Source organism: Pseudomonas bijieensis, from assembly GCF_013347965.1.
GTDB classification, from domain to species: domain Bacteria; phylum Pseudomonadota; class Gammaproteobacteria; order Pseudomonadales; family Pseudomonadaceae; genus Aquipseudomonas; species Aquipseudomonas bijieensis.
The window spans coordinates 454,159-480,098 of sequence record NZ_CP048810.1 but is presented as its reverse complement, the minus strand read 5'-3'; the positions used below and the strand labels follow the sequence as shown (position 1 = coordinate 480,098).

Here is a 25,940-nt window from a genome sequence, read left to right as displayed (position 1 = left end):
ATAGGGGCTGCTTCGCAACCCTGCGGGAATAAATCCCCTCGCCACAAGTTGATGTCAATTCAAATAACAGCGCTCGGTCCAACCTCAGCGCAACCCATAGGAGTAGATGCGCCCGTCATTATTGTCGTACCAGTTGCCTTTGGCCCAGATCACGCGGTCCTGCGCGGGTTGAAAGCCCAGAATGCCCAGGTAGCCATCGATGTCGAGGCGTTGCCAGGAGCGGCCCCAATCCCTGGAATAGAACACTCCGTCGGCGGAGATGTTCGCGTCCGACCACCAGTAGAGCCAGCGCGGTGGGTGGTGTTCGCTGCTGGTGTTGATCAACAAGGTGTCACGGCCCACCCAAAAATTGCCACCGCGCAATCTACTGTCCGATGCCAATGGCGCAAACACACTGGGCAGGTCGCTCAAGGGTGTCCAGGTCAGCGCGGTGGTGTCCAGTTCGGCGACGACGTCCTGCCCGTGGTCCCCCTGGTCAATCAGCCCGATCACCCGCCCGGCATCGTTCTGTATCAGCTTGCCCACAAACAGGTTGTCATCACGCTGCACGTCAACCACCTGCCACTGCCCTGCCTTGGCGTGCAACCGGGCTCGCGTGGTGACGTTGAACGCAATGTTGTCGCTGACGCCATCTGGATGGCTGCCCCAGAAGCGTTGAGACACCCAGATAAACGCGTGCTGGGCGTCCAACTGCAGGACATTGGTCTGGGTTTCCCCATGTTCGCCTGCGTTTGTCTGCCACTCAGTGACGTCGGGACGTTTGTTGTGCAGGTATTCGGTCGATACCAGCAGCGACTCGGGGGCCATTATCGGGGTGCTGTTCGCACCGCGATCGGCAGAGTAAAAGACACCCGTGGAGATCGCGCCTGGCGTCCCTTGCATGCTCCCCTCGTCCGGTGCGCTCGGTCGCCCCAAGACCCAGACTTCATTCGACCCATGGAAATAGGGGGCCAGGTTCCACGCCAACTGATCGGCCTCGGGGAACCAGCCTTTGGTCAACCAGGTCCAGCGCCGGCCTTGGTCATCGCTGCGAAGGACCACGGTCTGGCGGATCTCATCGGTGTTCGCAGTTTCAGGCCGATCAAGGCCCGTGAGCAGGAACACGCTGCCCCCATCCGGACTGGCCACCAGGCAGGCGGCACCGCTGACATGCGCTACCAGTTGAAATTGCCCGTGGGCATCCAGGCGGGAAATGAAAGAGGTTTCCTTGTCGCCGCGAGAGAACAAACCGGCAAAGGCCCCGGACTCTTCCGATTCCTTGTTCTCATCCGCCTTGCCATAGACCACCACATCCAGGTTCACGACGTCAGCGGCCGGCTCGAGCGCTTGCGCGTCGCTCTCCAGGCGCGCCACCAGCCAGGTTCCCTGCGCAGTCACCGTTACCCCCGTGCAATACTGGGTCATTGCTCGCAACCGAGTATCCTTCACCGCGCCCACTTGCTGCTGGTCAGGGCTGTCGCCACCCCACTCCAGCTTGGCGCTGGCAATCATCCACATGTACCACAGCGCGGCGCCGGCCAGCAGTGCGACAAACAGAGTCGTGAGCAGTTTTGATCGAGGCATGGGGAGGTCCGTATCCATGGGAAAACTGCAAAGCTTTTCTCATCTCTTTTGTCCGGAGTAAATTTTTATCGCACGAGAACGGACGAACCCGGTCGCATAATTGTCAACGCTGTGACTCAGGTTCCATTCTCCCCTGTGACGCCATTTCACCTGAACGCCAAGACGGCCCAAGCAGACGCCCACAAGGAACGCCCCATGCCCTCACGCTCCGGCCCCGCCCCCATCGCTTCATTGCCTGAAACCACCGGCTTCGTCCGGGTACGTGGCGCCCGCGAACACAACCTCAAGAATGTCGACGTGGACATCCCCCGCGATGCCTTGGTGGTGTTCACCGGCGTGTCGGGCTCTGGCAAATCGTCGCTGGCCTTTTCCACGCTCTATGCCGAAGCCCAGCGTCGCTATTTCGAGTCCGTTGCGCCCTACGCGCGGCGCCTGATCGACCAGGTGGGCGTGCCGGACGTGGACAGCATCGAGGGCCTGCCCCCGGCAGTCGCCTTGCAGCAACAGCGCGGCACACCCAGCGCGCGCTCATCGGTGGGTAGCGTCACCACCCTGTCGAGCCTGATCCGCATGCTCTACTCCCGCGCCGGAAGCTATCCTGCCAACCAACCGATGCTCTACGCCGAGGACTTTTCACCCAACACGCCCCAGGGTGCCTGCCAGGAATGCCACGGCCTGGGTCGAGTCTATGAAGTGACTGAAGCGTCCATGGTGCCGGACCCGTCGCTGACCATCCGTGAGCGCGCCGTGGCCGCCTGGCCCATGGCCTGGCAGGGCCAGAACCTGCGGGACATCCTGGTGACCCTCGGTTATGACGTCGACATACCCTGGCGCGACCTGCCGAAAAAACAAAGGGACTGGATTCTCTTCACCGAAGAAACCCCTACCGTTCCCGTATACGCCGGACTCACTCCGGCCCAGACCCGCGCCGCCCTCAAGCGCAAGCTCGAACCCAGTTACCAGGGCACGTTCAGCGGCGCCCGACGCTATCTGCTGCACACGTTCATGCACTCGCAAAGCGCCCAGATGCGCAAACGCGTGGCGCAATACATGCGCGCCAGCCCCTGCCCCGTGTGCGAGGGCAAGCGCCTCAAACGCCAGGCACTGACCGTGACCTTTGCCGGCCTGGACATCGCCGAACTTTCGCACCTGCCATTGCTGGAATTGGCCGAGGTGCTCAAGGGTGTCTTGGCGCCCGACTACCTTGAACAGGCCGAAGAAACGGGGAACGTCCTCAGCCACCGGCAAACCCGAGAGGCCCGTGAGCAACGCGCTGCCAGAGGCGACAACCCGCACGCGGGCGGGCCGGACGCCCGTCATACCCCCAACCTTTCCCTGGAGAAGCGCCTGGCCGCCCAACGCATCGCCGCCGAGCTGCTGGAACGCATCGTTACCCTGATCGACCTGGGCCTGGGTTACCTGGCCCTGGAGCGCAGCACACCGACGTTGTCCTCCGGCGAACTGCAACGCCTGCGCCTGGCAACCCAGCTCAATTCCCAGTTGTTCGGCGTGATCTACGTGCTGGACGAGCCTTCCGCCGGCCTGCACCCGGCCGACAGCGAAGCCCTGTTTGGCGCCCTGCAACGCCTCAAGGCCGCTGGCAACTCTGTGTTTGTGGTCGAGCACGACCTCGATACCATGCGCCGCGCCGACTGGCTCATCGACGTCGGCCCGGACGCTGGCGAACAAGGCGGGAAAGTGCTCTACAGCGGTCCGCCGGCGGGTCTTGGACAAGTGCCTGAATCACGAACCCGCGCCTACCTCTTTGACGAAGAGCAGGCTTCGGCGCGTAGCCCACGGACACCCAGGGATTGGTTGCGCCTGGAAGGCATCACCCGCAACAACCTCGACAACCTGAGCGCGGCCTTTCCCTTGGGCTGCTTCACTGCCGTGACCGGTATTTCTGGCTCGGGCAAATCCAGCCTCGTCAGCCAGGCCCTGCTGGACCTGGTCGGCACCCATCTTGGCCAGCCCGGCCCCAACGTCGAATCCGACGAGCAAAGCCTGGAAGACGAACCGGTGCAAACCAGCGCCGGGCGCGTTGTCGCCGGGCTCGATACGGTCAAGCGGCTGGTTCAGGTGGACCAGAAACCCATCGGCCGCACACCGCGCTCCAACCTCGCCACCTACACCGGCTTGTTCGACCACGTGCGCAAACTGTTCGCAGCGACAGAACAGGCGCGGGAGTTGGGATTCGATGCCGGACGGTTTTCCTTCAACGTCGCCAAGGGCCGTTGCGAAACCTGCGAAGGTGAAGGCTTCGTCAGTGTCGAATTGCTGTTCATGCCCAGCGTGTACGCCCCCTGCCCCACCTGCCATGGCGCGCGTTACAACCCGCAGACCCTGGCGGTGAGCTGGCAGGGCCTGGACATTTCCCAGGTACTACAGCTGACTGTAAATCAGGCACTCGAAGTATTTGCCGAGCAAGCAGCGGCCAGGCGCTCATTGCAAGTGTTGCAGGATATCGGGCTGGGCTACCTGCGCCTGGGCCAACCAGCCACGGAACTGTCCGGCGGCGAGGCCCAGCGGATCAAGCTGGCGACAGAACTGCAGCGCAAGGCCCGGGGCGCGACCTTGTATGTGTTGGATGAGCCAACCAACGGGCTGCATCCCCAGGACGTGGATCGCTTGCTGGTGCAGTTGAATCGCCTGGTGGATGAAGGCCACACGGTGGTGGTCGTGGAACACGACATGCGCGTCGTGGCGCAGAGCGACTGGGTCATCGATATCGGCCCGGGCGCGGGATCCCAAGGTGGGAGCGTCGTGGCCTGCGGGGCTCCTGGGAAAGTCGCGGCCTGTCGAGAAAGCCGGACAGCGCCATTCCTGAAAAGGGCTCTGCAGCCCGGGGAACCGAAACGAAATCGTTCTCGATAGAGGAAATGAGTCACTTGTGGCGAGGGGATTTAGCGAAACGTCGCACCGCCCCGCTGGGATGCGCAACAGTCCCGAGACCTGACGTCGCAGTGTGTCAGGTTCATGCAATCAGCATTCTTGGGGCTGCTTCGCAGCCCGACGGGGATAAATCCCCTCGCCACAGGTATATCAGCCCGCCGCGCCCACCTCAGACCGTGCGCGAATACTGAACCGTCTGGTCTGCCCCCAGGTATGCGTCGAAGGCCATGGCCACGTTGCGCATCATCAACTGCCCTTGGGGCAGCAACACCAACTCGTCGTCGCGAAGGTCCAGCAGGCTATCGCGCACCAGCTCCTGGAGCCGGTCCAGGGTGTCGCCGAAGTACTCGGTGAACCGAATGCCGTGGGCGCTCTCGATGGCGCCGAAATCGATGCGCCCGTGACACATCAGTTCGCTGATGACCTCGCGCCGCAGCCGATCATCGTCGCTCAGCCGATAGCCGCGCTGCACCGGTAGCATGCCTTGATCCAGGCGGGCGTAATACTGGGAGAGCTCCTTGACGTTCTGGCTGTAGCTGTCGCCCACCTTGCCGATCGAGGACACCCCCAGGCCAATCAGGTCGCAGTCGGCGTGGGTGGAATAACCCTGGAAATTGCGTTGCAGGCTGCCCTGGGCCCGGGCGCGTACCAATTCGTCATCCGGCAAGGCGAAGTGGTCCATGCCAATGTAGACATAGCCAGCTTCGGTCAGGCGATTGATGGTCAGCTCCAACAACTCCAACTTGCGCTCTGGCGGCGGCATGTCTTCGGGCCGGATCATTCGTTGCGCCCGCACCCGTTGCGGCAGGTGGGCGTAGCTGTAGGCCGCGATCCGGTCCGGACGCAGGGCGATGATCTTGCTCAAGGTGACATCGAAACTGGCGATGGTCTGCAATGGCAGGCCATAGATCAGATCGACACTGACCGACTTGAAGCGCGCCAGGCGCGCCGCCTCCACCAACTCGACGACCTGGGCTTCGCTTTGCACCCGATTGACGGCGATTTGCACCTGGGCATCGAAATCCTGGACGCCGAAGCTCAGGCGGTTGAACCCCAACTGGCGCAGGCCCTGGATCTGTTGCGCATCGATGGTCCGGGGATCGACCTCGATGGAAAACTCATGGGCGTCACTGTCGTCCATGTCGAACGACTGGTGCAGGCAGTCCATCAGGTCGGCCAGTTGCTCATGGGTCAGGTAAGTCGGCGTACCCCCGCCCAGATGCAGCTGGGTCAGTTTGCGCGAGCGGTCGAACAAAGCCGCCTGCAGGGCGATTTCACGCTTGAGGTAGGTCAGGTATTCGGCGGCGCGATGAGTCTTGCGCGTGATGATTTTGTTGCACGCACAGTAGTAGCAGAGGCTCTGGCAGAACGGGATATGGATGTACACCGACAACGGCTTGGGTAATGGCGCCTGGTTACTGCGCTGGGCAGCCTGGCGGTACTCATCCATGGCAAAGGCCTGGTGGAACTGCGGGGCCGTCGGATAGGAGGTGTAGCGCGGCCCCGGGCGGTCGTATTTCTCTACCAGGGCACGATTGAAACCGGATGCAGCATTCATGATGGGTTCAACTTTTCAAAAGAGTGTGGGCTTGCGTCAACCGGTCCTGAGTCGAACAGATTGCAGATCGCATCCACGTTCAAGCGCCCGGCGGGCAGGATGCCGATAAACCGGCTCGACAGTTCGATCAATCCCTGGTCATGCAACGCTTCCAGCTGCGGCCAGACGGAGGCGAAATGCTCGCGAAACACCAGGCCGAAACGCGCCTCGATGGCCAGGATATCCAGCTCCAGGTCACAGGACAGTTGCTCGGTCACGCTCGCCTTGACCTGATCCTGCGCTTCACAGCGCCAGCCACGACAGACCGGCAATTGCCCGGCATCCAACTGCTGACAATAGTGAAGAAGGTCGTCGGTGTTCTGCACGTACAGGTGCTCGATCTGAGTAATAGCGGCCAAGCCGAAGCCCACGTGATCACAGCAACCATGACGGGTGAAACCCTGGCAATTGCGATGCAGGCGTCCATGTTCCTGGGCCACCGCCAGGTCATCGTCGGCCCTGACGAACTGGCCCAGGCCAATGTAGTGATAACCGGCACCGATCAGTTGTTCGCAACAGATGCGGCGCATGGCGTCTTTGTCGGCGGGGCTGCAAAAGACATCGGCGGCACCGGCGGTCTTCGAACGATAACGATAAGGCGCGTGGGCATAGTCGAAGACGTGCAGCCGGTCCGGCTCCAGCTCGATCAGGGTCGCCAGTTTCAGGGCGAAGCTGTTGGGGGTCTGCCAGGCGTGACCGTAACCCAAGTCAATGTTGATGGAGCGAAAACCAAACGTGCGCGCCGCATCGATCAACGAATGGATCGGTGCCGGGTTCTGGTAGCAATCGACCGACAGATCGCTGTCCAGGCCGATGTCGGGCACGCCGATGCTGACGTGGGTGAAACCCTGGTCACGGATCAGGCCCATGGTCGACCAGTCCGTGTGGTGCAGGTCCACTTCGATGCTGTAATCGCCGCCGTCGTATTCACTGAAATCGAAACGCTTGCGCAGGTCACTCATCAGCTTCTGCAAATGAGCGATCACCGGCGTACCACCGGTCAGGCAAAACTGTTCGACGCGCCGCCCTGCGCCCAGGTGGCAACCGACCAAGCCCATTTCATAGGTCAAGCGTTGCAGATAACCCTCGATCTCGCCGCACCGGCAATCGCTGGCAAGGGGCGAACACGACGCCAGCCGCAAGCGCGAAGGCAGGTGCACCGCCAGAGACAAGGGCCGTCGTTTCTGGCGACTGCTGCGTAACCCTCGAAGCAGGTCGAGTGAACCGATGCCTGCGTGGAATCTATGCGTACCGATCGGACAATCGAAATCAGCCACCACAGGGGCACGTCCCGAGGGTCGCTCACCGAGGGTATGGAACGGGTCGAACATGACAATCTCCGAGTGGCTGTACGCAAGCAGTTTGCGGGGTAACCCACCGGGCCACCTTGACCTGTATCAAGCGCCCTGGAACCACGCCAGCGCTTACCAGGTGACGTAGAACATGGCTTTTGCCAGCAGCACGATCGCGACCATATGCAGGAACACACTGGCATGGATGATGTGCACGTAGCGGGCGTTCATGCGCCCGCTCCTGAACAGCCACATGGCCCAGAGGAAATGCCCCAGCACACTGCCCGCCAACAGGATTTTCAGCCCCAGCAGCAAACCGAAGGATGACTGCATCGGTGACGACAGCAGCGGCCAATACCGCAGCCAGACCATGCCAATGCCTGCACCGAACAGCACCAGCAGCACCCACGGCATCAATTGCCGGGCACGCAGGCTGATGCCTTGCTCCAGCAACACCATGACCTTGGCCGGCAGTTGCTTGCGAATGCTCTCGAGGAACAGGACTTCGAAGAAAACCGTGCCGATGAAAACCAGCGCGGCAAACAGGTGCAAGGTCAGAAACAGCGGATAACTCATGAGCTTCCTCGGTCGCCCTCTTCATCGGGGCGATGGTTTATTCAAGGTTATCGCCCGGTCCCCGAAGTGGGGTTGATGCCAATCAAGGAAACCGTCTGTGGGAGCGAGCCTGCTCGCGATAGCGGTGTATCAGCCAACATCAGCGCCACAGAACAGCCGCTATCGCGAGCAGGCTCGCTCCCACAGGATTCACCGCCCAAAAGCGTCAACGGAACGTTACTCGTGCGCACCCTCCAAACAACCGCTGATCAGTTAGTCCGGCTTTTTGACACTTTCCCCGATATGCGGTCACAACTTTTGCGCTCCGCTGGGTCATAACACCGAGGTCGTCGATGGAATATTGGCGTCTACCGAGGTTTAAGCCTGATACGGAGATAAGCTCATGATTTTCAACGTACAAAATTTTGGCGCCAAAGGAGATGGCATCACCGACGACACGGCAGCCATTCAGAGTGCGATTGATGCGGCGGCCGCTGCGGGCGGGGGCCAGGTGTACATGCCGGCCGGCACCTACATCGTTTCGGGGGGAGAGGAACCTTCCGATGGCTGCCTGATGCTCAAGAGCAATGTCTACCTGTACGGCGACGGCATGGGCGAAACCACGGTCAAGCTGGTCGATGGCTCCGACACCAAGATCACCGGGATCATCCGTTCGGCCTACGGCGAGGAAACCCACGACTTCGGCGTCAGCAACCTCACCATCGACGGCAACCGCGACAGCACCACCGGCAAGGTCGACGGCTGGTTCAACGGCTACATTCCCGGCGAAGAAGGCTACGACTCCAACGTCACCCTCGACAGCGTCGAGATCAAGGATTGCTCCGGGTACGGTTTCGACCCCCACGAGCAAACCGTCAACATGGTCATCAAGAACAGCGTGTCCCACGGCAACGGCCTGGACGGCTTCGTCGCCGACTTCCTCAGCGACAGCACCTTCGAAAACAACGTCGCCTACAACAACGACCGCCACGGTTTCAACGTCGTCACCAGCACCCACGATTTCACCATGACCAACAACGTTGCCTACGACAATGGCGGCAATGGCATCGTGATCCAGCGCGGCAGCGAGGACATCCCCTCGCCCAGCAACATCACCATCACTGGCGGCGAGGTGTATGGCAACGGCTCCGAAGGCGTATTGATCAAGCTCTCCAGCGAAGTGACCGTCACTGGCGTCGACATCCATGACAACACCAGCGCCGGGATCCGCATCTACGGCAGCAACCACGTCGACGTCATCGACAACACCCTCAACAACAACGCCCTGGGCAGTGCCGTACCGGAAATCATCATCCAGTCCTATGACGACACCCTGGGTGTGTCCGGCAAGTACTTCAACGGCAGCGACAACCTCATCCAGGGCAACATCATCAGCGGCAGCGACCTGTCGACCTACGGCGTTGCCGAGCGCAACGAAGACGGTACCGACCGCAACGCCATCATCGCCAACACCATCAGCCACACGAGCAAGGGCGCCACGCTGGTCTATGGCGACGGCAGCTACGTCAGCGCCACCGTGCCCATGACCACCGTGCAAGGTACCGCGGGCAACGACACCCTGCTCGGCAGCGCCGCCAGCGAAATTTTCTACGGCGGTGCCGGCAACGACACCATCAATGGCGCGGCCGGCGGCGATATCCTCGTCGGTGGCGCCGGCATCGACAAGCTCACTGGCGGCACCGGGGCCGATACCTTCCGGTTCGTCGCGCAATCGGACAGTTACCGCAACGCCACCACCAGCTTCGATGACACCATCACCGACTTCGACGTCACCCAGGACAAGATCGACCTCGCCGGCCTCGGTTTCACCGGCCTGGGCAATGGCCGCGGTGGCACCTTGCAGGTCAGCTACAGCGCCAGCAACAACCGCACCTACATCAAGGATTTCGACGCCGACGCCAGTGGCAACCGCTTCGAACTGATTCTGACGGGCAACCTGGCCAGTACCCTGACCGCCAGTAACTTCATCTTCAATCGCGTGATCACCGGCACCAGCGGCGCCGACTCGCTGTTGGGTAGCGACGCGGCCGACACCCTGCTCGGCCTGGCGGGCAACGACAGCCTCAGTGGCGGCGCCGGCGACGACAAGCTCGACGGCGGAGCCGGGATGGACACCCTTACCGGGGGTGCCGGGGCGGACACCTTTGTGTTTTCCAATCGCCTGGACAGCTACCGCAACTACAACACCGGCGGCGCCAACCTGGGCGACCTGATCACCGATTTCAACGTCAGCGCCGACAAGATCGACCTGTCGGCCATGGGCTTCACCGGCCTGGGAGACGGCAAGAACAACACCGTGTACCTGGTGCTCAACAGTGCCGGCACCAAGACCTACATCAAGTCCCTGGAGGCCGACGCCAATGGCAACCGCTTCGAAGTGGCGCTGGACGGCAATTATCTCAACACCCTGACCAGCGCCAACTTCGTCTTCGCCACCACGTCGCCGACCAACCAGGCGCCGGTGCTGGCGACGCCACTGCTGGACCAGAACGCCAGCGAAAACACCCCGTTCAGCTACGTGGTGCCGGCCACCAGCTTCACCGATCCGGATAATGACAGCCTGAGCTACACCGCCAAGCTCGCCAATGGCAGCGCCTTGCCCAGTTGGCTGACCTTCGATGCCGCCACGCGCACCTTCAGCGGCACGCCACCCGACACCGCGTCGGGCACCTACGCCATTCAGGTCACCGCGACCGACGGCAGCTACGCCACCGTCAGCGACAGCTTTACCCTCGCCGTGCAAGACGCCCCCACCGCCATCGTGATCAATGGCACGCCGAACAACGACACGCTGACCGGCACCGCAGCCAACGAACAATTGTTCGGGGGCGCGGGCAACGACACCCTCAATGGCGGCGCCGGCAACGACATCCTGGTCGGCGGCACCGGAGTCGACAAACTCACCGGTGGCACCGGGGCTGATGTGTTCCGCTACACCTCGAAACTCGACAGCTACCGCACCAGTTCCACCAGCGCCAGTGACCAGATCCTCGACTTCGATGTGGCCGCCGACAAGATCGATGTGTCGGCCCTCGGCTACACCGGCCTGGGCAACGGGCTCAACGGCACCCTGCAGGTCACTTACAGTTCGTCGACCAACCGCACCTACCTCAAGGACCTCACGGTCGACGCCAACGGCAACCGGTTCGAGATCTCGATGGCGGGCAACTTCGTCAGCAGCCTGACGGCCAATCATTTCGTCTTCGCCGACCAGACCAACCCCACCAACTCGGCGCCGGTCGTGACGACCCCTCTCCTGGACCAGAACGCCAGTGAGAGCACGCCATTCAAATACACCGTGGCGAGCAACAGCTTCACCGACGCCAACCAGGATGTACTGACCTACACCGCGACCCTCGCCAACGGCAACGCCCTGCCCGCCTGGCTGAGTTTCAATGCCACCAGCCTGACCTTCAGCGGCACGCCAACCAGCACCGCGGCGGGCAACTACGACGTACTGGTCAAGGCCACCGATCCCTCAGGCGCCTCGGTCAGCGACAACTTCACCCTGGTGGTGGCCGATGCGCCCGCCAACACCATTACCGGCACCAACAACGCCGAAACCCTCAACGGCACGACAGGCGCGGACCTGATCCTCGGCCTCGGCGGCAACGACACGATCAAGGCCGGCACCGGCGCGGACGTCATCGACGGCGGCGCCGGACGGGACTCGTTGTACGGTGGCGATGGCGCCGACACGTTTCGCTACAGCAACCTGTCCGACAGCTACCGCGACTACGACACCGGCGGTGTCACGGCCACCGACACGATTTATGACTTCACCGTCGGCGTCGACAAAATCGACGTTTCGGGGCTGGGCTTTCTCGGCCTCGGCGATGGCAGCAACCACACGTTGTACATGACCCTGAATTCGGCCGGCGACAAGACCTACGTCAAGTCCGCCGAAGCCGACGCCGATGGCAATCGCTTCGAGATCGCCCTCAACGGCAACTACCTCAACACCCTCACCGCCAACGACTTCGTCTTCGGCGAGCGCGCCCAGCAGGACATTCTCTACCTGCCAACCCTCGGTCAATCCAACGCGCGTCTGCTGCGCATGACCGAGGACGACGACCAATCCGGCACCTCGATGCTGGTCAAAGACCTGGACCGCTACACCACCTACGACGTGCGCAGCCAGTTCACCGATGCCGATGGCAACGGTATCGACATCGCGGTCGGTGGTAGCACGGTCAACGGCCTGTCCACCCTCAGCGCCGAGGAACTCAAGCTGTGCTGGTGGTTGACCGACACCAACCAACCTGGACCCGCACTGTTGCGGGCGGTGACGTTGCTGCGCGACCAGCGCACTGAACTGCAGTCGATCGATAACGTCACCATGGGCATTATCTGGGGCCAGGGCGAGGAAGCCGCCCAGGAAATCGCCCGCGCCACGGACAAGGTCGCGGCCGCTGCGGCGTACAAGGCCGCGACCCTGAAAGTGTTCGATTACCTGCATGCCCAGTTCGGCAATTTCAGCGTGTACCTGATGGAAACCGGTCATTACTCAGAGGACGCGGCCCGGGCCCGGGGTTATTCGGAAGAGAAGATCGCCGCCATTGTCGAGGGCGTCGGCTATGTCCGCGCCGCCCAGGAAGCCATGGCCGCCGAACGTGCCGACGTCAAGCTGGCGGTGGACTACACCGACCTGCCCTTGCGCTACGAAGTCGATCCATTGGTGTATCCCGATGACGTCTGGCACCTGCACGAAGAATCGGCGGAAATCGTCGGCCAGCGCCTGGCGGATTACATTGCCGATGACCTGGGCTTCCAGGGCAACCCCAACGACAACAACAGCGTGCAGGACATCTTCGACAACGCCCAGAACCAAGGAGGGATGATCTCTGGCACCGACCAGGACGACACCCTGGTGGGCAGTTCGGGCAACGACACCCTGGATGGCGATCTCGGCGCCGACACCCTGACCGGGGGGGATGGCAACGACATCTACGTGGTCGACAATGCTTTCGACAGCGTGGTGGAAACCAACACCTCGACCGCGCAGATCGATACCGTGCAGGCCTCGGTCAGTTGGACGCTGGGGGCCAACCTCGAGAACCTGGTACTCACCGGTGTATCGGACATCGACGGCACTGGCAATGAACGACGCAATTTCATCACCGGCAATGCCGCCAACAACGTGCTCGACGGCGCCGCAGGGGCCGACAGCATGAGCGGTGGCGATGGCAACGACACTTACTTTGTCGACAATGCCGATGACAGCGTGATCGAAACCAACAGCAATACGGTGACCGGCGGGGTCGACGGCGTGCACAGCAGCCTGGCGGCCTATACCTTGGGCAGCAACGTCGAAAACCTGTATGTCGATAGCACCGGTGCCGCCAATGGCACGGGTAACGCGCTGGACAATACGCTGTTCGCCGGCGCCGGCAACAATGTCCTGGATGGCCGCGATGGCATTGATACGGCGAGTTTTGAGCGCGCCCTCTCCGGTGTGACCGTGAACCTCTCGACATCTGCGCAACAGAACACCGTGGGGTCCGGGCTCGACACCTTGAAATTCATCGAGAACCTGAAAGGAAGCGCCTACGCCGACACGCTCTCGGGAAACAGCACGGCGAATGTCCTGGACGGCGGTGCGGGCAACGATACGTTGGTAGGTGGCTCGGGCGATGACCGGTTGATCGGCGGCGCAGGCACCGACAATCTCACCGGTGGCACGGGCGCCGACACCTACGCCTTTGGTGCGCTGGCGGACATGGGCGTCGGCGCTTCGCGCGATGTGATCAACGGTTTCAAGAGTGCGGAGTTCGACAAACTGGACCTCACCGGTCTGGACGCCAACCCGTTGACCGCCACGGTCGATGCCTTCACGTTCATTGGCAGCAACGCCTTCGACCCCAGCAACGCCACCGGTCAGCTGCGCTTTGCCGATGGCATTCTCTACGGCAGTACCAACGCCGACGCCACCCCCGAGTTCGAATTCGAACTGGTGGGCGTCAAGGAGCTGCACGCCAGCGACTTCACCGCCTGAATAAAGCCCCTCTAGCAGGGGGCTTGATTCACCAGAAAAACCCAAGACAACCACAGATCAAAACTGTGGGAGCGAGCCTGCTCGCGAAGGCGGCAGCACATTAAACAAAGATGCTGACTGACCCACCGCTATCGCGAGCAAGCCCGCTCCCACAGGGGTCGTGTTATGCCTGAAAAATCCAGGTCAACCGCAGATCAAAACTGTGGGAGCGGGCTTGCTCGAGATGGCGCCGGCACATTCAACATGGATGCTGACTGACCCACCGCTATCGCGAGCAGGCTCGCTCCCACAGGGTCGTGCTGTGCCAGAAAACCCAGGTCAACCGCAGATCAAAACTGTGGGAGCGGGCTTGCTCGCGATGGCGCCGGCACATTCAACATGGATGCTGACTGACCCACCGCTATCGCGAGCAAGCCCGCTCCCACAGGGGTCGTGTTATACCTGAAAAATCCAGGTCAACCACAGATCAAAACTGTGGGAGCGAGCCTGCTCGCGAAGGCGCCGGCACATCCAACAAAGATGCTGACTGACCCATCGCTATCGCGAGCAAGCCCGCTCCCACATGGGTCGTGCTGTGCCTGAAAAATCCAGGACAACCCCACAGAGGGTCGTGCTGTGCCTGAAAGGTTGAAGGCAAGCACAAGGCCTGGACCGTTTCTGTGGCGAGGGATAAGGATTGTCTAGAACAGGCTTTGCACCTGCTCCAGTACCGCGCGGTTCATCTGGCCGGTGTGGGTGTGCAGGCTCACATAACTCTGCAGCATGTCGAGCTTGGTATTGAGCAGGTCTCGACGGGCCTGGAACAGCCGCTGCTGGGCATCGAGGATGTCCACCGTGGAGCGCACGCCGCCCTGGAAGCCTTTTTCCGTCGAGGCCAGTGCTCGCTGGTTGGACTCAACTGCCCGCTGCATCGCCTTGCTCTTGGCAAACCCGACTACGACACCCAGGTAATCGGCCTCGATGTCCTCGGCCAATTGCTGGCGCTGCACATCGTAGTCGGACTGGGCGCCGGCCAGTTGCGCCTCGGCCTTGGCCACCGAGGCTCGTACCGCCCCGCCGCGATACAGCGGAATATCCAACTGCACCCCGACGTAGTAGGTGTCCTGGCGCGGGTCGAGTTCCTGGTATTGACGGGTTTCCCGGCGGGTCAACTGAGTGGTCAACGACAGGGTCGGATAATGCCCGGCGCGCTGACTGTCAGCCTGGGCCTCGGCGACTTTCACCGCCGCCAGCCGGGCGGCCAGCTCGGGGCTGGCCTCCCGGGCAATTGCCGTCCAGTACGGCAGGTCCTGCTCCGGCGGGATCGGGCTGCCGGCGGCCAGTTCTTCACGCATCGGCAGGATGTCATCGATGGGCACGCTGGCACGCCCGGACAACGCCCGCAAGGCCGCCACCCGGCGCGCCTGGGCTTCAGCCTCCTGGGCTTGCACCAGGTCGAGCCGCGCCTGGGCTTCGTCGATATCGGTAATCGCGCCCTGGCCGCCCTCGTACAATTTTTTGCTCTGGATGACCAAGCCTTGGATGGCCGCCTTTTGCTGCTGGATCAGCTTGATCTCATTCTCGGCCCGGGCGACCTCGAAATACCCCTTTGCCACCCGGTCATACAAGGTCTGGCCGGCCACGTCGAACACCCGGGTGCCCAATTGTCCCCGCGCCTTGCCTTCCTGGTACGCCGCCCAGCGTGCCTTGTCGTAGAGCGGCTGCTGCGCCGCCAGGGTCACGTTGTTCGCCTGGTAATCGTTGCTGTTGACGTAAGTGCTGTCATCGCCGCCGTCGGTGCGCCCGCCGTAGCCGTAGCGCGAAGTCAGCGACACCTGCGGATAAAGCCCACCGCGACCGATGTCCTCTTCATGGCGTGAAGCTTCGAAGGCGTGGGCCGCCGATTGCACGGTCGGATCGTTGAGGCGCGAGGCATCGTAGGCGGCGGTCAGGCTCAGGCCCCCCTCGGCAGCCCACACGGGATTGATCGCCGCCCATCCGGTACACAGGCTTAGCAACACACGCAAACGGTAGCGGCCACGGTCGACCATGCTCATTCCTCCTTGAAGGCTGCAAGCAAGCGTTCACGCAAAGGCTTCATCAGGTAATTCATCAAGGTGCGTTCTCCGGTCACCACCGTGACATCGGCGAGCATGCCGGGGCGTACCAGCAAGCCGGCGCTCTGCAACGCAGCCACGGTGTCGGCGGGAATCTCGACCTTGGCGGAGAAGTACGGCTGGTGCGTTTGCTCATTGATCAACTGGTCAGCCGACACCGTCGTCACCGTTCCGGTGACCGTCGGGGTATCCACCCGTTGCAGCGCCGTGAAATGCACGTGCACCGGCAGACCCGGACGCAGCTTGTTGGCCATCAGCGGCTCGAAACGGGCCGTGATCGCCATCGGCGCATCCAGCGGCACCACCTGCATCAGGGTTTGCCCGGCCTGCGCAACGCCGCCGACCGTATGAATACTCACATCCATGACCTGCCCGGCCACTGGCGCACGGATCGCACCGTTGTCGACTTCAAACTGCAAGGCACGAATCTGATCGGCATAGCCGGCCGCCTCGGCAGACACTTCGCTGAGCTGGGTTTCTGCATCGCGGCGAAATTCCTGTTGTGCCTGCAAGGCCTTGAGCCGGCTTTCGTTGATCGCCTGGCGAGTCCTGCCGACATCGCCCACGCCAGAGGCTATCTGTCCCGCCAATTGGGCCGCGTTGCGCTCGGCCTCGAACAGTTTGTTGCGCGGAACGTAGCCTTCGCGGGCCAGGTCACGCAGGCCTTCGAGTTCCTGCTGCTGGAAACGCATCTGCGCATCGTAGTTGCGCTTGACGCCTTCATAGCCAAGCAATTGTTGCTGCAAGGCCGCGGCTTCGTGTTCGATGATCTGCAAACGACTGCCCAGCTCCGCGCGGCGGGTGATGAACAATTGGCTCTGCAAGGCCATGGCCGCCTTGACCCGTGGCTCGTCGGCGTGGGCCAGCAGTTCGGCGGGCCATTGGATCTCGGCGCTGCCCAGGCGCTCGGCAATCAAGCGCGCCTCGATGCTGCGATCATTGAGGAGCTTGCCCAGGGTCACGTCCAGTTGCGACTGCGCCTGCACCGTGTTGAGCTGTACCAGCAATTGCCCCTGGGTGACGCGGTCGCCATCGCTGACCAGCAGCTTTTCCACCACCCCACCGACCAACGACTGGACGGCCTTGCGCTCCCCCGCCACCACCACGGTGCCGCTGCCCACCACGCCCTGGTCGAGCGGCGCCAGGCAGGCCCAGAGCAGAAAACCACCCAGGGTCAGGACCAGGAATCCGACGCCATAACGTGCTGCGCTTCCAGCGTCGGTACTGGCGCTGGGCAGCGTTGTGGTGCTGCGCACGCTCAGCCCGTGCTCGCTGTAGGTCTGTGCCTCGGGGATCAGATCACGCATCTTCGCCAGCCTCCCTGACCGCGGCCGGCCTTGGCCCCGGCATCAATGCCTTGAGCACTCGGTCCCGTGGGCCGAACGCCTGTTGAGTACCGTCCTTGAGCACCAGGATGTGATCGACCACCGCCAGTACACTGGGCCGGTGAGTAATCAACACCACGGTGCTGCCGGCCGTCTTGAGCGCATTGATGGCCTGTACCAGCGCCAGCTCCCCGGCGTCATCGAGATTGGAGTTGGGTTCATCGAGCACGATCAGCGATGGTCGTCCGTAAAGCGCGCGAGCCAGGCCCAGGCGTTGTTTTTGCCCACCGGACAAGCCAAGCCCGCCGGGCCCCAGCGGCGTGTCGTAGCCCTTGGGAAACCGCAGGATCATCTCGTGGATGCCGGCATGACGCCCGGCGGCGATGATCTTGTCGGCGTCCTGCTCACCGAAGCGGGCAATGTTGTCGGCGACCGTGCCGTCGAACAGCTCGATGTCTTGTGGCAGGTATCCAAGGTACGGGCCCAAGGCGTCGTGGGACCATTGGCTGATCTCGGCATCGTCCAGGCGCACCGACCCGCCCATGGCCGGCCAGACCCCGACCAAGGCCCGCGCCAATGTCGATTTACCACTGGCGCTGGGCCCGACCACCGCGAGCACATCGCCCTTGGCGAGGCTGAAATTGATGCCGCGCAGGATCGGCTGCGAAGCACCCGGCGGGCCGACATACAATTGTTCCAGGCGCACCGCGCCGGTAGGTGGCGGCAACGGCATGCGCAGGCGTTCGCGCGGATGCTGGGCCAAGAGTTGACTCAGGCGCTGGTAACTCTGGCGTCCGGCGTTGAATTGCTTCCACGAGCCGATGGCGATTTCCACGGGCGCCAGGGCCCGCCCCAGCAACAGCGACATCGCAATCATCATGCCCGCCGACAGCTGGCCTTCAAGTACCAGCAAGGCGCCCAACCCCAGCGCCAGGGACTGCCCGGAGATACGCACGAAACGGGTCGTCGAGGTGATACGCGCGCTACGGTCGCTGGCATGGGCCTGGGCGGCAATGATCCGTTGCTGCAACAGGCTCCACCGCTGACGCAGCGGCCCGAGCATGCCCAGGGCCTGGATGACTTCAGCGTTGTGCAGCGTGCTGTTCACATAAATGGACGACTGCACCCCCAGCCGATTGGCCTCCCCCAGCCGTGTTCGCGTCGCCAGTTCGCCCCACAGCGCCAGGCCGATCAGCACCAGCGCCAGCACCAGCGTCAGCACGCCAAACCAGGGGTGAAAAATGAACGCCACCAGCAGGAAGATCGGCAGCCAGGGTGCGTCGAGCAAGGCAATCAGGCCCTGCCCGGTAATCAACTGCCGCAGCGTGGCCAGATCGGTGAGCACCTGCGCCGGATTGGCGTTGTGCTCGCGCAGGCTGCGGGCGAAGGCGGCGTCGAAAATCCGTTCGCCCAAGGCCTCGTCCAGCCCTGCGCTCATGCGAATCATCACCTCGCCGCGCACCCACTCGATCAGGGCGCTGAACATGAACAGCCCCAGGGCCATCAACGTGAGCATGAACAAGGTAGTTTCGTTGCGGCTGGTCAGGACCCGGTCGTAGACCTGCATCATGTAGAGCGACGGTACCAGCACCAGCAGATTGATCACGCCACTGAACAATGCCAAGGCCCAGAACACCCGGCGATAGCTCAGTAAGGCAGCATCGATGTCATGACGCGGATCGAGTAGAAACCCCATGGGAAATCGCCTGCAAGAGAAATGGTCGGTCCAGGACGCAATCCATCGCGAGGCTTTTTTCCCGAGGCTGTTCGAGAAAAAATCAATCCAGTCGGCGTGCTGTTATCAGGGGCGATCCTCATCCCTACAGGCGCCAATTACTGACAACGCAGCCGCCGGTTAGTGCCGGTTCGCAGGGGTGGGCTTGCAAGTGGGTGACAGGCGGGCGGGCCGCGCTTCAGGACGGAGGTTATGGCGTCCTGAATAGGCCCAAAACGAGGTTTTGTTGACGCCAGTAACGTGGCGTCAACAGGGTAAAAACGGCACGGTTAACCGAGGGATGCAACCTGTTCAGGCTGGGGCGAATGTCGCGACGTCAACAGGCCGATAAAGGAAATGACCAGCGCCAGGCCGAGGGTGGTACTGACCTCGCTCCGATGCTCGGGCGTGACCATCATGACCGCCAGCGCCGCCGAGATGAACACGATGACCAACCAGGTCAGCCAGGGGAACAGCCACATGCGCAAAGGCAGCTCGATATTCTGCCGTTGCAACATCCGGCGCATGCGCAGTTGCGAGATGGCGATCACCAGGTACACCAGCAAGGCGATGGCGCCGGAGCTGGCGAGCAGGAACTGGAACAGGCCGGCGGGCATGAAGTAGCTGAACAAAGTGACACCCGCGCCCAACACGGTACTGGCAATCACCGCAGACCGTGGCACACCGGCCGAGGACGTGACCTTCACGGCCTTTGGTGCATCGCCACGGCGCCCCAGGGAATACAACATCCGCGAGGCGATGTAGATCGAAGAGTTCATGCAACTGGCCACGGCGATCAGCACCACCACATCCACCAGGAACTTGGCATGGGGAATGTTCATCAGCTCCAGGGCCCGCTGGTAGGAACCCACTGAAGCCAGGAGCGGATCGTTCCAGGGCACCACGGAAATGACCACGAAGATCGACAGCAGGTAGAACACACCGATACGCCAGATCACCGAACGGGTGGCCTTGGCAATGTTCCGCGCAGGGTTATCGGATTCAGCGGCGGCGATCGTTACCGCCTCCGTACCGATGAAGCTGAACATGATGGTGATGAACGCACCCACCACCGCCGACAGACCATTGGGGGCGAACCCACCATGCTCCTCCATCAACCGACTCAGGCCGCTGGCTTCACGCTCGGGTATCCACCCCATCAGCACCGCGAAACCCAGGGAGATGAAACCGATGATCGCCACGACCTTGGCCATGGCGAACCAGAACTCGAACTCGCCGTACTTGGAGACGCTGAACAGATTCGTCACGGCCAGCAGGACGATCGATACCGAGGCGAACAGCCAGGCATCGACGGCGGGAAACCATTGGTTGAGTACATGACCAGCGGCCAACGCTTCGATGGGAATCACCAGCACCCAGAACCACCAGTACAGCCAGCCAATAGTGAAGCCTGCCCAGCGTCCGATGGCCTGGTCGGCATAGGTGGAGAATGAGCCGGTGTCCGGATTGGCGACCGCCATCTCACCCAGCATGCGCATGACCAGGACCACCAACAGCCCGGAGAACAGGTAGGCCAGCATGACAGCCGGGCCGGCGGCGGCGATGGCATGGCCCGATCCGACGAACAAACCGGCACCGATGATCCCGGCGATGGAGAGCATGGTGACGTGACGAGGCTTGAAGCCCTGTGCCAAATGGCCGTTCGAATCCTTGAAGCTGGGGCTGGTCATTTTCTTATTCTCTTGTGATCGAACATTGAGACGCGCGCAGGGACAGTCGGTGTTGCTGGTTTTCTCGCTCCTCCTGAAAGCGATACCGCTTGGTTGTGTTGATCCACCCTGGGCGAACGTGCGCACTTGCGGTGAAAAGTCGCGCCACGTTACCTGTGTTTTCTCCCCAGTCAGTTACCTGAACGCGCCACCTCTGTGCCTGATGTCGCCACGTGGGGCATGGCGTTTTGCCTCTTGCCAGGCGTCTGGACCGTGGCATTCAGCCAAGTCCTTGAGGGGCGTAAACGAAATAAACCCTTTAAAAACTTTACTGGGTTAAGTATTTTGCGTGGGGCATCAGGTGCTATTGCTATCCGCCATAACACCGGTGGGAGCGAGCCTGCTCGCGATTGCGGAGTGTCAGTCAACGTCAATGTTGGCTGCTTCAGTGCAATCGCGAGCAGGCTCGCTCCCACAGGTTGATCTGCAACTGGCTGGCATTGCTCCGGTCGCCTCTTTTTTATTTCAATGACAAGGACCTCCCGTGAGCGGACTGCGTGAACGTCAAAAAGCCGAACGCCGCCAAGCCATCAGCAAGGCAGCGGTCGAACTGTTCGAGCGCCAGGGTTTCCAGAACACCACCATCGAACAGATCGCCAACCAGGCCGGCGTATCGGCTCCCACCGTGTTCAAGTACTTCGGCAACAAACAGGAAATCATCCTCGAAATCCTGCATGACGCCGACCAGCGCGCACTTACGGACACCCGCAGCCAGATGCCTGAAATCGAGGATCCGGTCGAAGCGCTGTGTTATCTGGAGCGGTTGCTCACCGGTTATGCGCTGGAAGTCATGCACCCAAGCCTTTGGCGCGAATTGCTGCCGCTGATCCTGTTCGGTGGCGACAACGGGTTGCCCGAAGGTTATCGCGCCATGAACGATGCGCTCAGGGCCGAGATCAGCGGGCTGATCAGGGAGTTGCAAGAGGCTGGCAAGTTGCGCGCTGATCTGGACGTCGACCTCGCCGCGTTCCTGTTGAACGACTATTCGCACTTACAGCTGTTCAGGCTGGTCAACCAGGAACAGCCGGATATCGAGGCCCACTCCACCCAGGTCCGGCGTATCACCGAACTGCTCTTCCTGGGCATGCGCGCCTGAGGGCGTCACCCACCGATACGGACCCGGCGCCGCAGCGCCGGGTCACGCTGATCACTGATGGGTCTTGATGCTGATCCAGGTACGGGTGCGGATCCGTTCCACAGCGGCGGGTACTGGCTCCAACGCGAACAAGGTCTTGCGCGCCTCGTCCGGCACATACATGGCGGGGTTGTTGCGAATTTCAGCATTGACCAACGCCGTGGCGTCCTTGTTCGGGTTGGGGTAACCGATCTTGTTGCTGATCCGGGCAATGACATCCGGACGCAAGATGTAGTTGATGAACGCGTAGGCCTCCGTGGCATGGGGCGCATTGGTGGGCACCATCATGACGTCCGACCACATCGGTGCGCCCTCCTTGGGTAGCGCCATTTCCACCTTGACTCCCTTCCCAGCGTCTTCAGCCAGTCGCTTGGCCAACGCCACGCCGCCCGACCAGCCCACCCCTACGCAGATCTCGCCGTTGGCCAGGTCCATGCCGTAGCGTGACGAATTGAAATAGGTGATGTAGGGGCGAACCTTGAGCATGGCCGTCTGCGCCTTCGGGTAGTCCTCACGTTTCTGACTATTGGGGTCCAGCCCTTCGTAGTGCAAGGCAATGGGTACGATCTCGTTGGCGGCGTCGAGCAGACCCACGCCGCAACTGGCCAGCTTGGCCATGTTCTCCTCCTTGAACAGGATGTCCCAGGTGTTCATTTGCACATCCGCGCCGAGCACCTGCCGAACCTTGTCGACGTTGTAGCCGATCAGGGTCGTGCCCCACAGATACGGCGCCGCATAACGGTTGCCTGGATCGCCTACCGCTTCCAGGGACTTCATGAACTCGGGGTCCAGATGCTGCCAGTTCGGCAATTGGCTGCGGTCCAGGGGCTGCACGGCACCGGCGGCAATCAGGTGACTGACGTTGGAACTGCTCGGGTACACCACGTCATACCCGGAGTTGCCGGTCAGGAGCTTGGACTCCAAGGTCTCGACGCTATCGAAGACGTCGTAGATGGGACGGATGCCCGTTTCCTCCTGGAAACTCTTGAGGATTTCCGGCGGCAGGTACTCGATCCAATTGTAGATTCGCACCGTCCGCTCTTCGGCCAGGCTCGCACCACTGATCAGCATCGAAACAACAGCGCCCAGCAAGGTGTTACGCAAAAACGTACTCATGATCAAACACTCCAGCGCGGCCGCGAAGGCTCGCGGCACTTAATAGCGGTAGGTGAAGTAGAGTTCCAGCGCGCTGAATTTCCGGTCGTCGCCGAAGACCTGCTTGGCCGCTGCCATGGGCTTGACCCAGTTATAGGACAGTGAGGTGGACAGCGACTTCGACGGTGCCCAATCGAGGAAGACTACACTCTCGTCGGCAAAACGCCGGTCGCTGACGGCGGTACCCATGTAGTTTTTTTCGTCGAGCCAGAACTGGTAGTGAATCGCACCAAGGGTGAGGGTTTCGTTGAGGTGGGTCTTGAGCGAGAACTGTTGGACGTTTTCGTTGCTGTTGAACAGCAGGTAGTTGCCGACGACATCGCCGATCAGCCAGGTGCTCCAGTCGACGAAGCCCTTGCTCAACGGATCCCAGGCTTTCTGGCGGTTGTCCGTGAGGTTGTCGTCGCCGGAAAAACTCGCGTAGCGGTAGCCAATGACCGGGGTCAGCGGCAGCGTGCTGAAGGTGTAATCGGCCTGGCCGTACCAGGCCTCGGCATCGTAGTCCACGCCTTCGCCACTGCCGCGCTCCAGGGCATATTCGGCGTTGAGGGTCAGGTCCGGGATACCCGGCAGCTTGGCGTTCAAGGCCCGCACGTTGTACACCAGCATGCCATCGCGGCGGCGCGGTAACGTACTGCCCTTGGGTCCCATGGCCTTGACCTTCAACACCGTGGCCCCGAGCGTCACCTGGTCGTCGAGGTTGTAGTCCAGGTTCGCGCCGCTCATGCGAAAGTCCCCCAGGTCGCTGTCGGTTCCCAGGCTGAAGCCCTGGACTTTCAGCGCGCCATGGTCCCAGGCGACCACCGCCGAATCCTTGAAGGCGGTACGCGGGGCGAGCCAATAGGCGCCGTCGTTCAACTGGTCGAGGTTGCCATCCATCACGATGAAACCGTTGCCGATCATGTAGTTCTGGCGACCGCCCGTCACCGTCCACTCCCCTGCGCGGAAACCGCCATAGAACTCTTCGGTCGACACCTTGCCATCGGAGCTGCGGGTGAAGCCACCGGCATCGCCATCACCGAAGGTGGTCGCCCCCACCAGTGAGCCGCCGGCCAGCAGGCTGAAATCCGGCTGCACGGCGTATTCCAACTTGACGCCTGGCTTGACGTAGAACTCCTGCCAGTCGATTTTCGTGCCGCGATTCTTGCCGCTGCGCATATCCACCACGCCGCCGCCAAAGTTGACGTTGCGGGTAGAGAGGATGGCGCCACCGGCACTCAAGTTGACCTCACCCTTGAGGTTGCCCTCCTCGAAGGTGTAGCCCGCCCATGCAGCCTGGGCGGTCAAGGGTAACCCGAGCATGAGGAACGTTCGGGACAAACGCGTCATGGAAACCATATGGAGCTCCTGTGTGATTATTGTTGTTACAGGGCAGTGAAAGGCGCGCAAAACCGCGCCAACACCTGGCTAGGCCAGGTGAGCGGAACGCAAGACTCTTGTGGTTATCGGATGAAGTCAGGGCGTCAGGTGCGCTGCGATGGCACGCAGCATGCGCACGCTGTCGCCGTCGAATGGGCTGACGGCATCGTCCAGGGACGACTGCTTGACGATCACCACGCCGGACGGTTTGTCGATGAACAGGTATTGGCCATGGATGCCACCGGCCATGAGCGCCTGGCTGTGGTCGTTGAAGACATACCACTGGCTGCGGTAGGACGCACCAGGGGTCCAGCTCGAGAAGTCGGGGGATGCGGCGTAGATCGCCGGATCGGCCCCGGCGGCGATACCGGCGAGCGCCTCGGCCGAGAGCAGTTGTCGCCCGTCCCGGCGACCATCGTTGACCAGCAGGCGACCGAAACGCGCCATGTCACGCAAGGTCGCACTGAACCCGGCACCGGCTACGCTGCGCCCCCAGGGGTCGGCCAGGAAATAGCCGTCACGCTCACAGCCCAACTGGCTCCAGACTGCCTGCAGCAACTGGTGGCAAGCCTTGCCAGAGGCCCGCTCCATGACCCAGGCCAACGCCTCGGTGGTGGCCGTCACGTAATGGAAAAAGCCACCGTGACTGCCGCGTTTGCGCAGTGAAGGCAAGTACTGGTAGAGGGATTCGAACGTCGTGTACTGCGCCGGTGCCGGCTGGAAACCGCAGGCGTAACCGTATTGGGAACTCTCTGAATCCGGATCCTCATAGACTTCGCTGTAATCGACGGCTACCGCCATGTCGAACAGCTGGCGCACGGTCGCATCGCCGAACGCGCTGCCCGCCAGTTCCGGTACGTAGTGTGCGGCCGTCAGCATCGGATCCAGCAGGCCTTCGCAGACCAGTTGTTCGCCCAACGCCCCGATCAGCGACTTGGTCACCGAGAACATGATGTGCCGGTCCCGGGGACGCTGGCCGTTGAAGTAGCGCTCGAACAGTACGGTGTCGCCCTTGAGGACCAGGAAAGCATCGGTCTGGCTGGCGATCAGGTGGTCGATCACGCTGATGCTCAAGCCACACTCGCTGTCGAAGTGCAGCTCATCCAGCGGCTGGAGCGCCTGCTTGAAGGCGCTGACCGGCCCGGTGCCGGCCTGCACGTCGATGGAAGGACGCAAGCGGGCCAGGTTGCGGAAGCCCCATTGGTTGAACGGCGGGCTCATCCAGTTGTGCCAGGTGACGCGGCGGTGGGGTTCGGCGGGAAAACCTTGCATGAGCGAAGGCGCCGTGTGGGTGTCAGACGACTCGTGAGTCTCGACGTAAAGACAGGCCAATGAAGGCGCGGTGTTCTGATTCATCGGGTTGCCCCTGCGAAATGACTCTGCGTGAAAGCAGATGCAGGGAAATAATTACTCGATGTTATTTTTTAGTCAATAAAACTTTTTACCGTACCTTCGATTGATTGCCGCTATCGCTACCAGGGCTATCAGTCCAGCGTTGCATCCTTGCGGAC

The 25,940-nt window shown here is 61.9% G+C and carries 14 protein-coding genes; 3 read left to right on the top strand and 11 right to left on the bottom strand.

Annotated features, from left to right (window positions below; all coding sequences use genetic code 11):
- Positions 1 to 84: 84 nt before the first annotated feature.
- Entirely contained in the window at positions 85 to 1,563 is a 1,479-nt protein-coding gene (locus tag GN234_RS01990) for a hypothetical protein (RefSeq protein ID WP_109754264.1), read from the bottom strand.
- A 195-nt stretch (positions 1,564 to 1,758) separates the two neighbouring features.
- Between GN234_RS01990 and GN234_RS01985 the strand changes: the two genes are divergently transcribed.
- Positions 1,759 to 4,437 carry an excinuclease ABC subunit UvrA gene (locus tag GN234_RS01985; RefSeq protein ID WP_163858435.1) on the top strand — a complete coding sequence of 893 codons (2,679 nt, stop codon included), beginning with the start codon at positions 1,759 to 1,761 and terminating at the stop codon, positions 4,435 to 4,437.
- 187 nt (positions 4,438 to 4,624) lie between these two features.
- Here GN234_RS01985 and hemN read toward each other — a convergent pair whose 3' ends face one another.
- The 3 genes from hemN to GN234_RS01970 all read right to left on the bottom strand — a co-directional run bounded on the left by hemN (position 4,625) and on the right by GN234_RS01970 (position 7,920).
- Positions 4,625 to 6,013 carry an oxygen-independent coproporphyrinogen III oxidase gene (gene hemN, locus GN234_RS01980; protein ID WP_109754266.1) on the bottom strand — a complete coding sequence of 463 codons (1,389 nt, stop codon included), beginning with the start codon at positions 6,011 to 6,013 and terminating at the stop codon, positions 4,625 to 4,627.
- Positions 6,010 to 7,383: an oxygen-independent coproporphyrinogen III oxidase gene (locus GN234_RS01975; protein ID WP_176687738.1), complete on the bottom strand. Its 1,374-nt coding sequence runs from the start codon at positions 7,381 to 7,383 to the stop codon at positions 6,010 to 6,012. Before GN234_RS01975 ends, hemN begins: the two co-directional genes overlap by 4 nt.
- Positions 7,384 to 7,476: 93 nt before the next feature.
- Positions 7,477 to 7,920 carry a CopD family copper resistance protein gene (locus GN234_RS01970; RefSeq protein ID WP_109754268.1) on the bottom strand — a complete coding sequence of 148 codons (444 nt, stop codon included), beginning with the start codon at positions 7,918 to 7,920 and terminating at the stop codon, positions 7,477 to 7,479.
- A gap of 382 nt (positions 7,921 to 8,302) precedes the next feature.
- Here GN234_RS01970 and GN234_RS01965 point away from each other — a divergent pair, with 382 nt between their 5' ends.
- Positions 8,303 to 13,915, top strand: a complete 5,613-nt coding sequence (locus GN234_RS01965; protein WP_176687737.1) for a putative Ig domain-containing protein — start codon at positions 8,303 to 8,305, stop codon at positions 13,913 to 13,915.
- Positions 13,916 to 14,595: 680 nt separating this feature from the next.
- On the opposite strand, the gene GN234_RS01960 is transcribed toward GN234_RS01965, so the two are convergent.
- From GN234_RS01960 to gabP, 4 genes are all read right to left on the bottom strand, one after another.
- On the bottom strand, positions 14,596 to 15,945 hold the full coding sequence (locus GN234_RS01960) for a TolC family outer membrane protein (protein WP_176687736.1): 1,350 nt from the start codon (positions 15,943 to 15,945) through the stop codon (positions 14,596 to 14,598).
- 2 nt (positions 15,946 to 15,947) lie between these two features.
- Positions 15,948 to 17,318, bottom strand: coding sequence for an HlyD family type I secretion periplasmic adaptor subunit (locus GN234_RS01955; protein ID WP_109752969.1), 1,371 nt, complete (start codon positions 17,316 to 17,318; stop codon positions 15,948 to 15,950).
- Entirely contained in the window at positions 17,311 to 19,032 is a 1,722-nt protein-coding gene (locus GN234_RS01950) for a type I secretion system permease/ATPase (protein ID WP_109752970.1), read from the bottom strand. Before GN234_RS01950 ends, GN234_RS01955 begins: the two co-directional genes overlap by 8 nt.
- 308 nt (positions 19,033 to 19,340) lie before the next feature.
- On the bottom strand, positions 19,341 to 20,741 hold the full coding sequence (gene gabP / locus GN234_RS01945) for a GABA permease (RefSeq protein ID WP_116832559.1): 1,401 nt from the start codon (positions 20,739 to 20,741) through the stop codon (positions 19,341 to 19,343).
- 523 nt (positions 20,742 to 21,264) lie between these two features.
- Here gabP and GN234_RS01940 point away from each other — a divergent pair.
- Positions 21,265 to 21,876: a TetR/AcrR family transcriptional regulator gene (locus GN234_RS01940; RefSeq protein WP_109752973.1), complete on the top strand. Its 612-nt coding sequence runs from the start codon at positions 21,265 to 21,267 to the stop codon at positions 21,874 to 21,876.
- A 51-nt stretch (positions 21,877 to 21,927) separates the two neighbouring features.
- Here the strand turns inward: GN234_RS01940 and GN234_RS01935 are convergent, their stop codons facing one another.
- From GN234_RS01935 to GN234_RS01925, 3 genes are all read right to left on the bottom strand, one after another.
- On the bottom strand, positions 21,928 to 23,031 hold the full coding sequence (locus tag GN234_RS01935; RefSeq protein ID WP_176687735.1) for a polyamine ABC transporter substrate-binding protein: 1,104 nt from the start codon (positions 23,029 to 23,031) through the stop codon (positions 21,928 to 21,930).
- 39 nt (positions 23,032 to 23,070) lie between these two features.
- On the bottom strand, positions 23,071 to 24,408 hold the full coding sequence (locus tag GN234_RS01930; protein WP_109752975.1) for an alginate export family protein: 1,338 nt from the start codon (positions 24,406 to 24,408) through the stop codon (positions 23,071 to 23,073).
- Between the two features lie 117 nt (positions 24,409 to 24,525).
- A complete protein-coding gene (locus GN234_RS01925) occupies positions 24,526 to 25,785 on the bottom strand; it encodes a serine hydrolase domain-containing protein (protein WP_176687734.1) in 1,260 nt (419 codons plus the stop codon).
- Between the last annotated feature and the right edge of the window lie 155 nt (positions 25,786 to 25,940).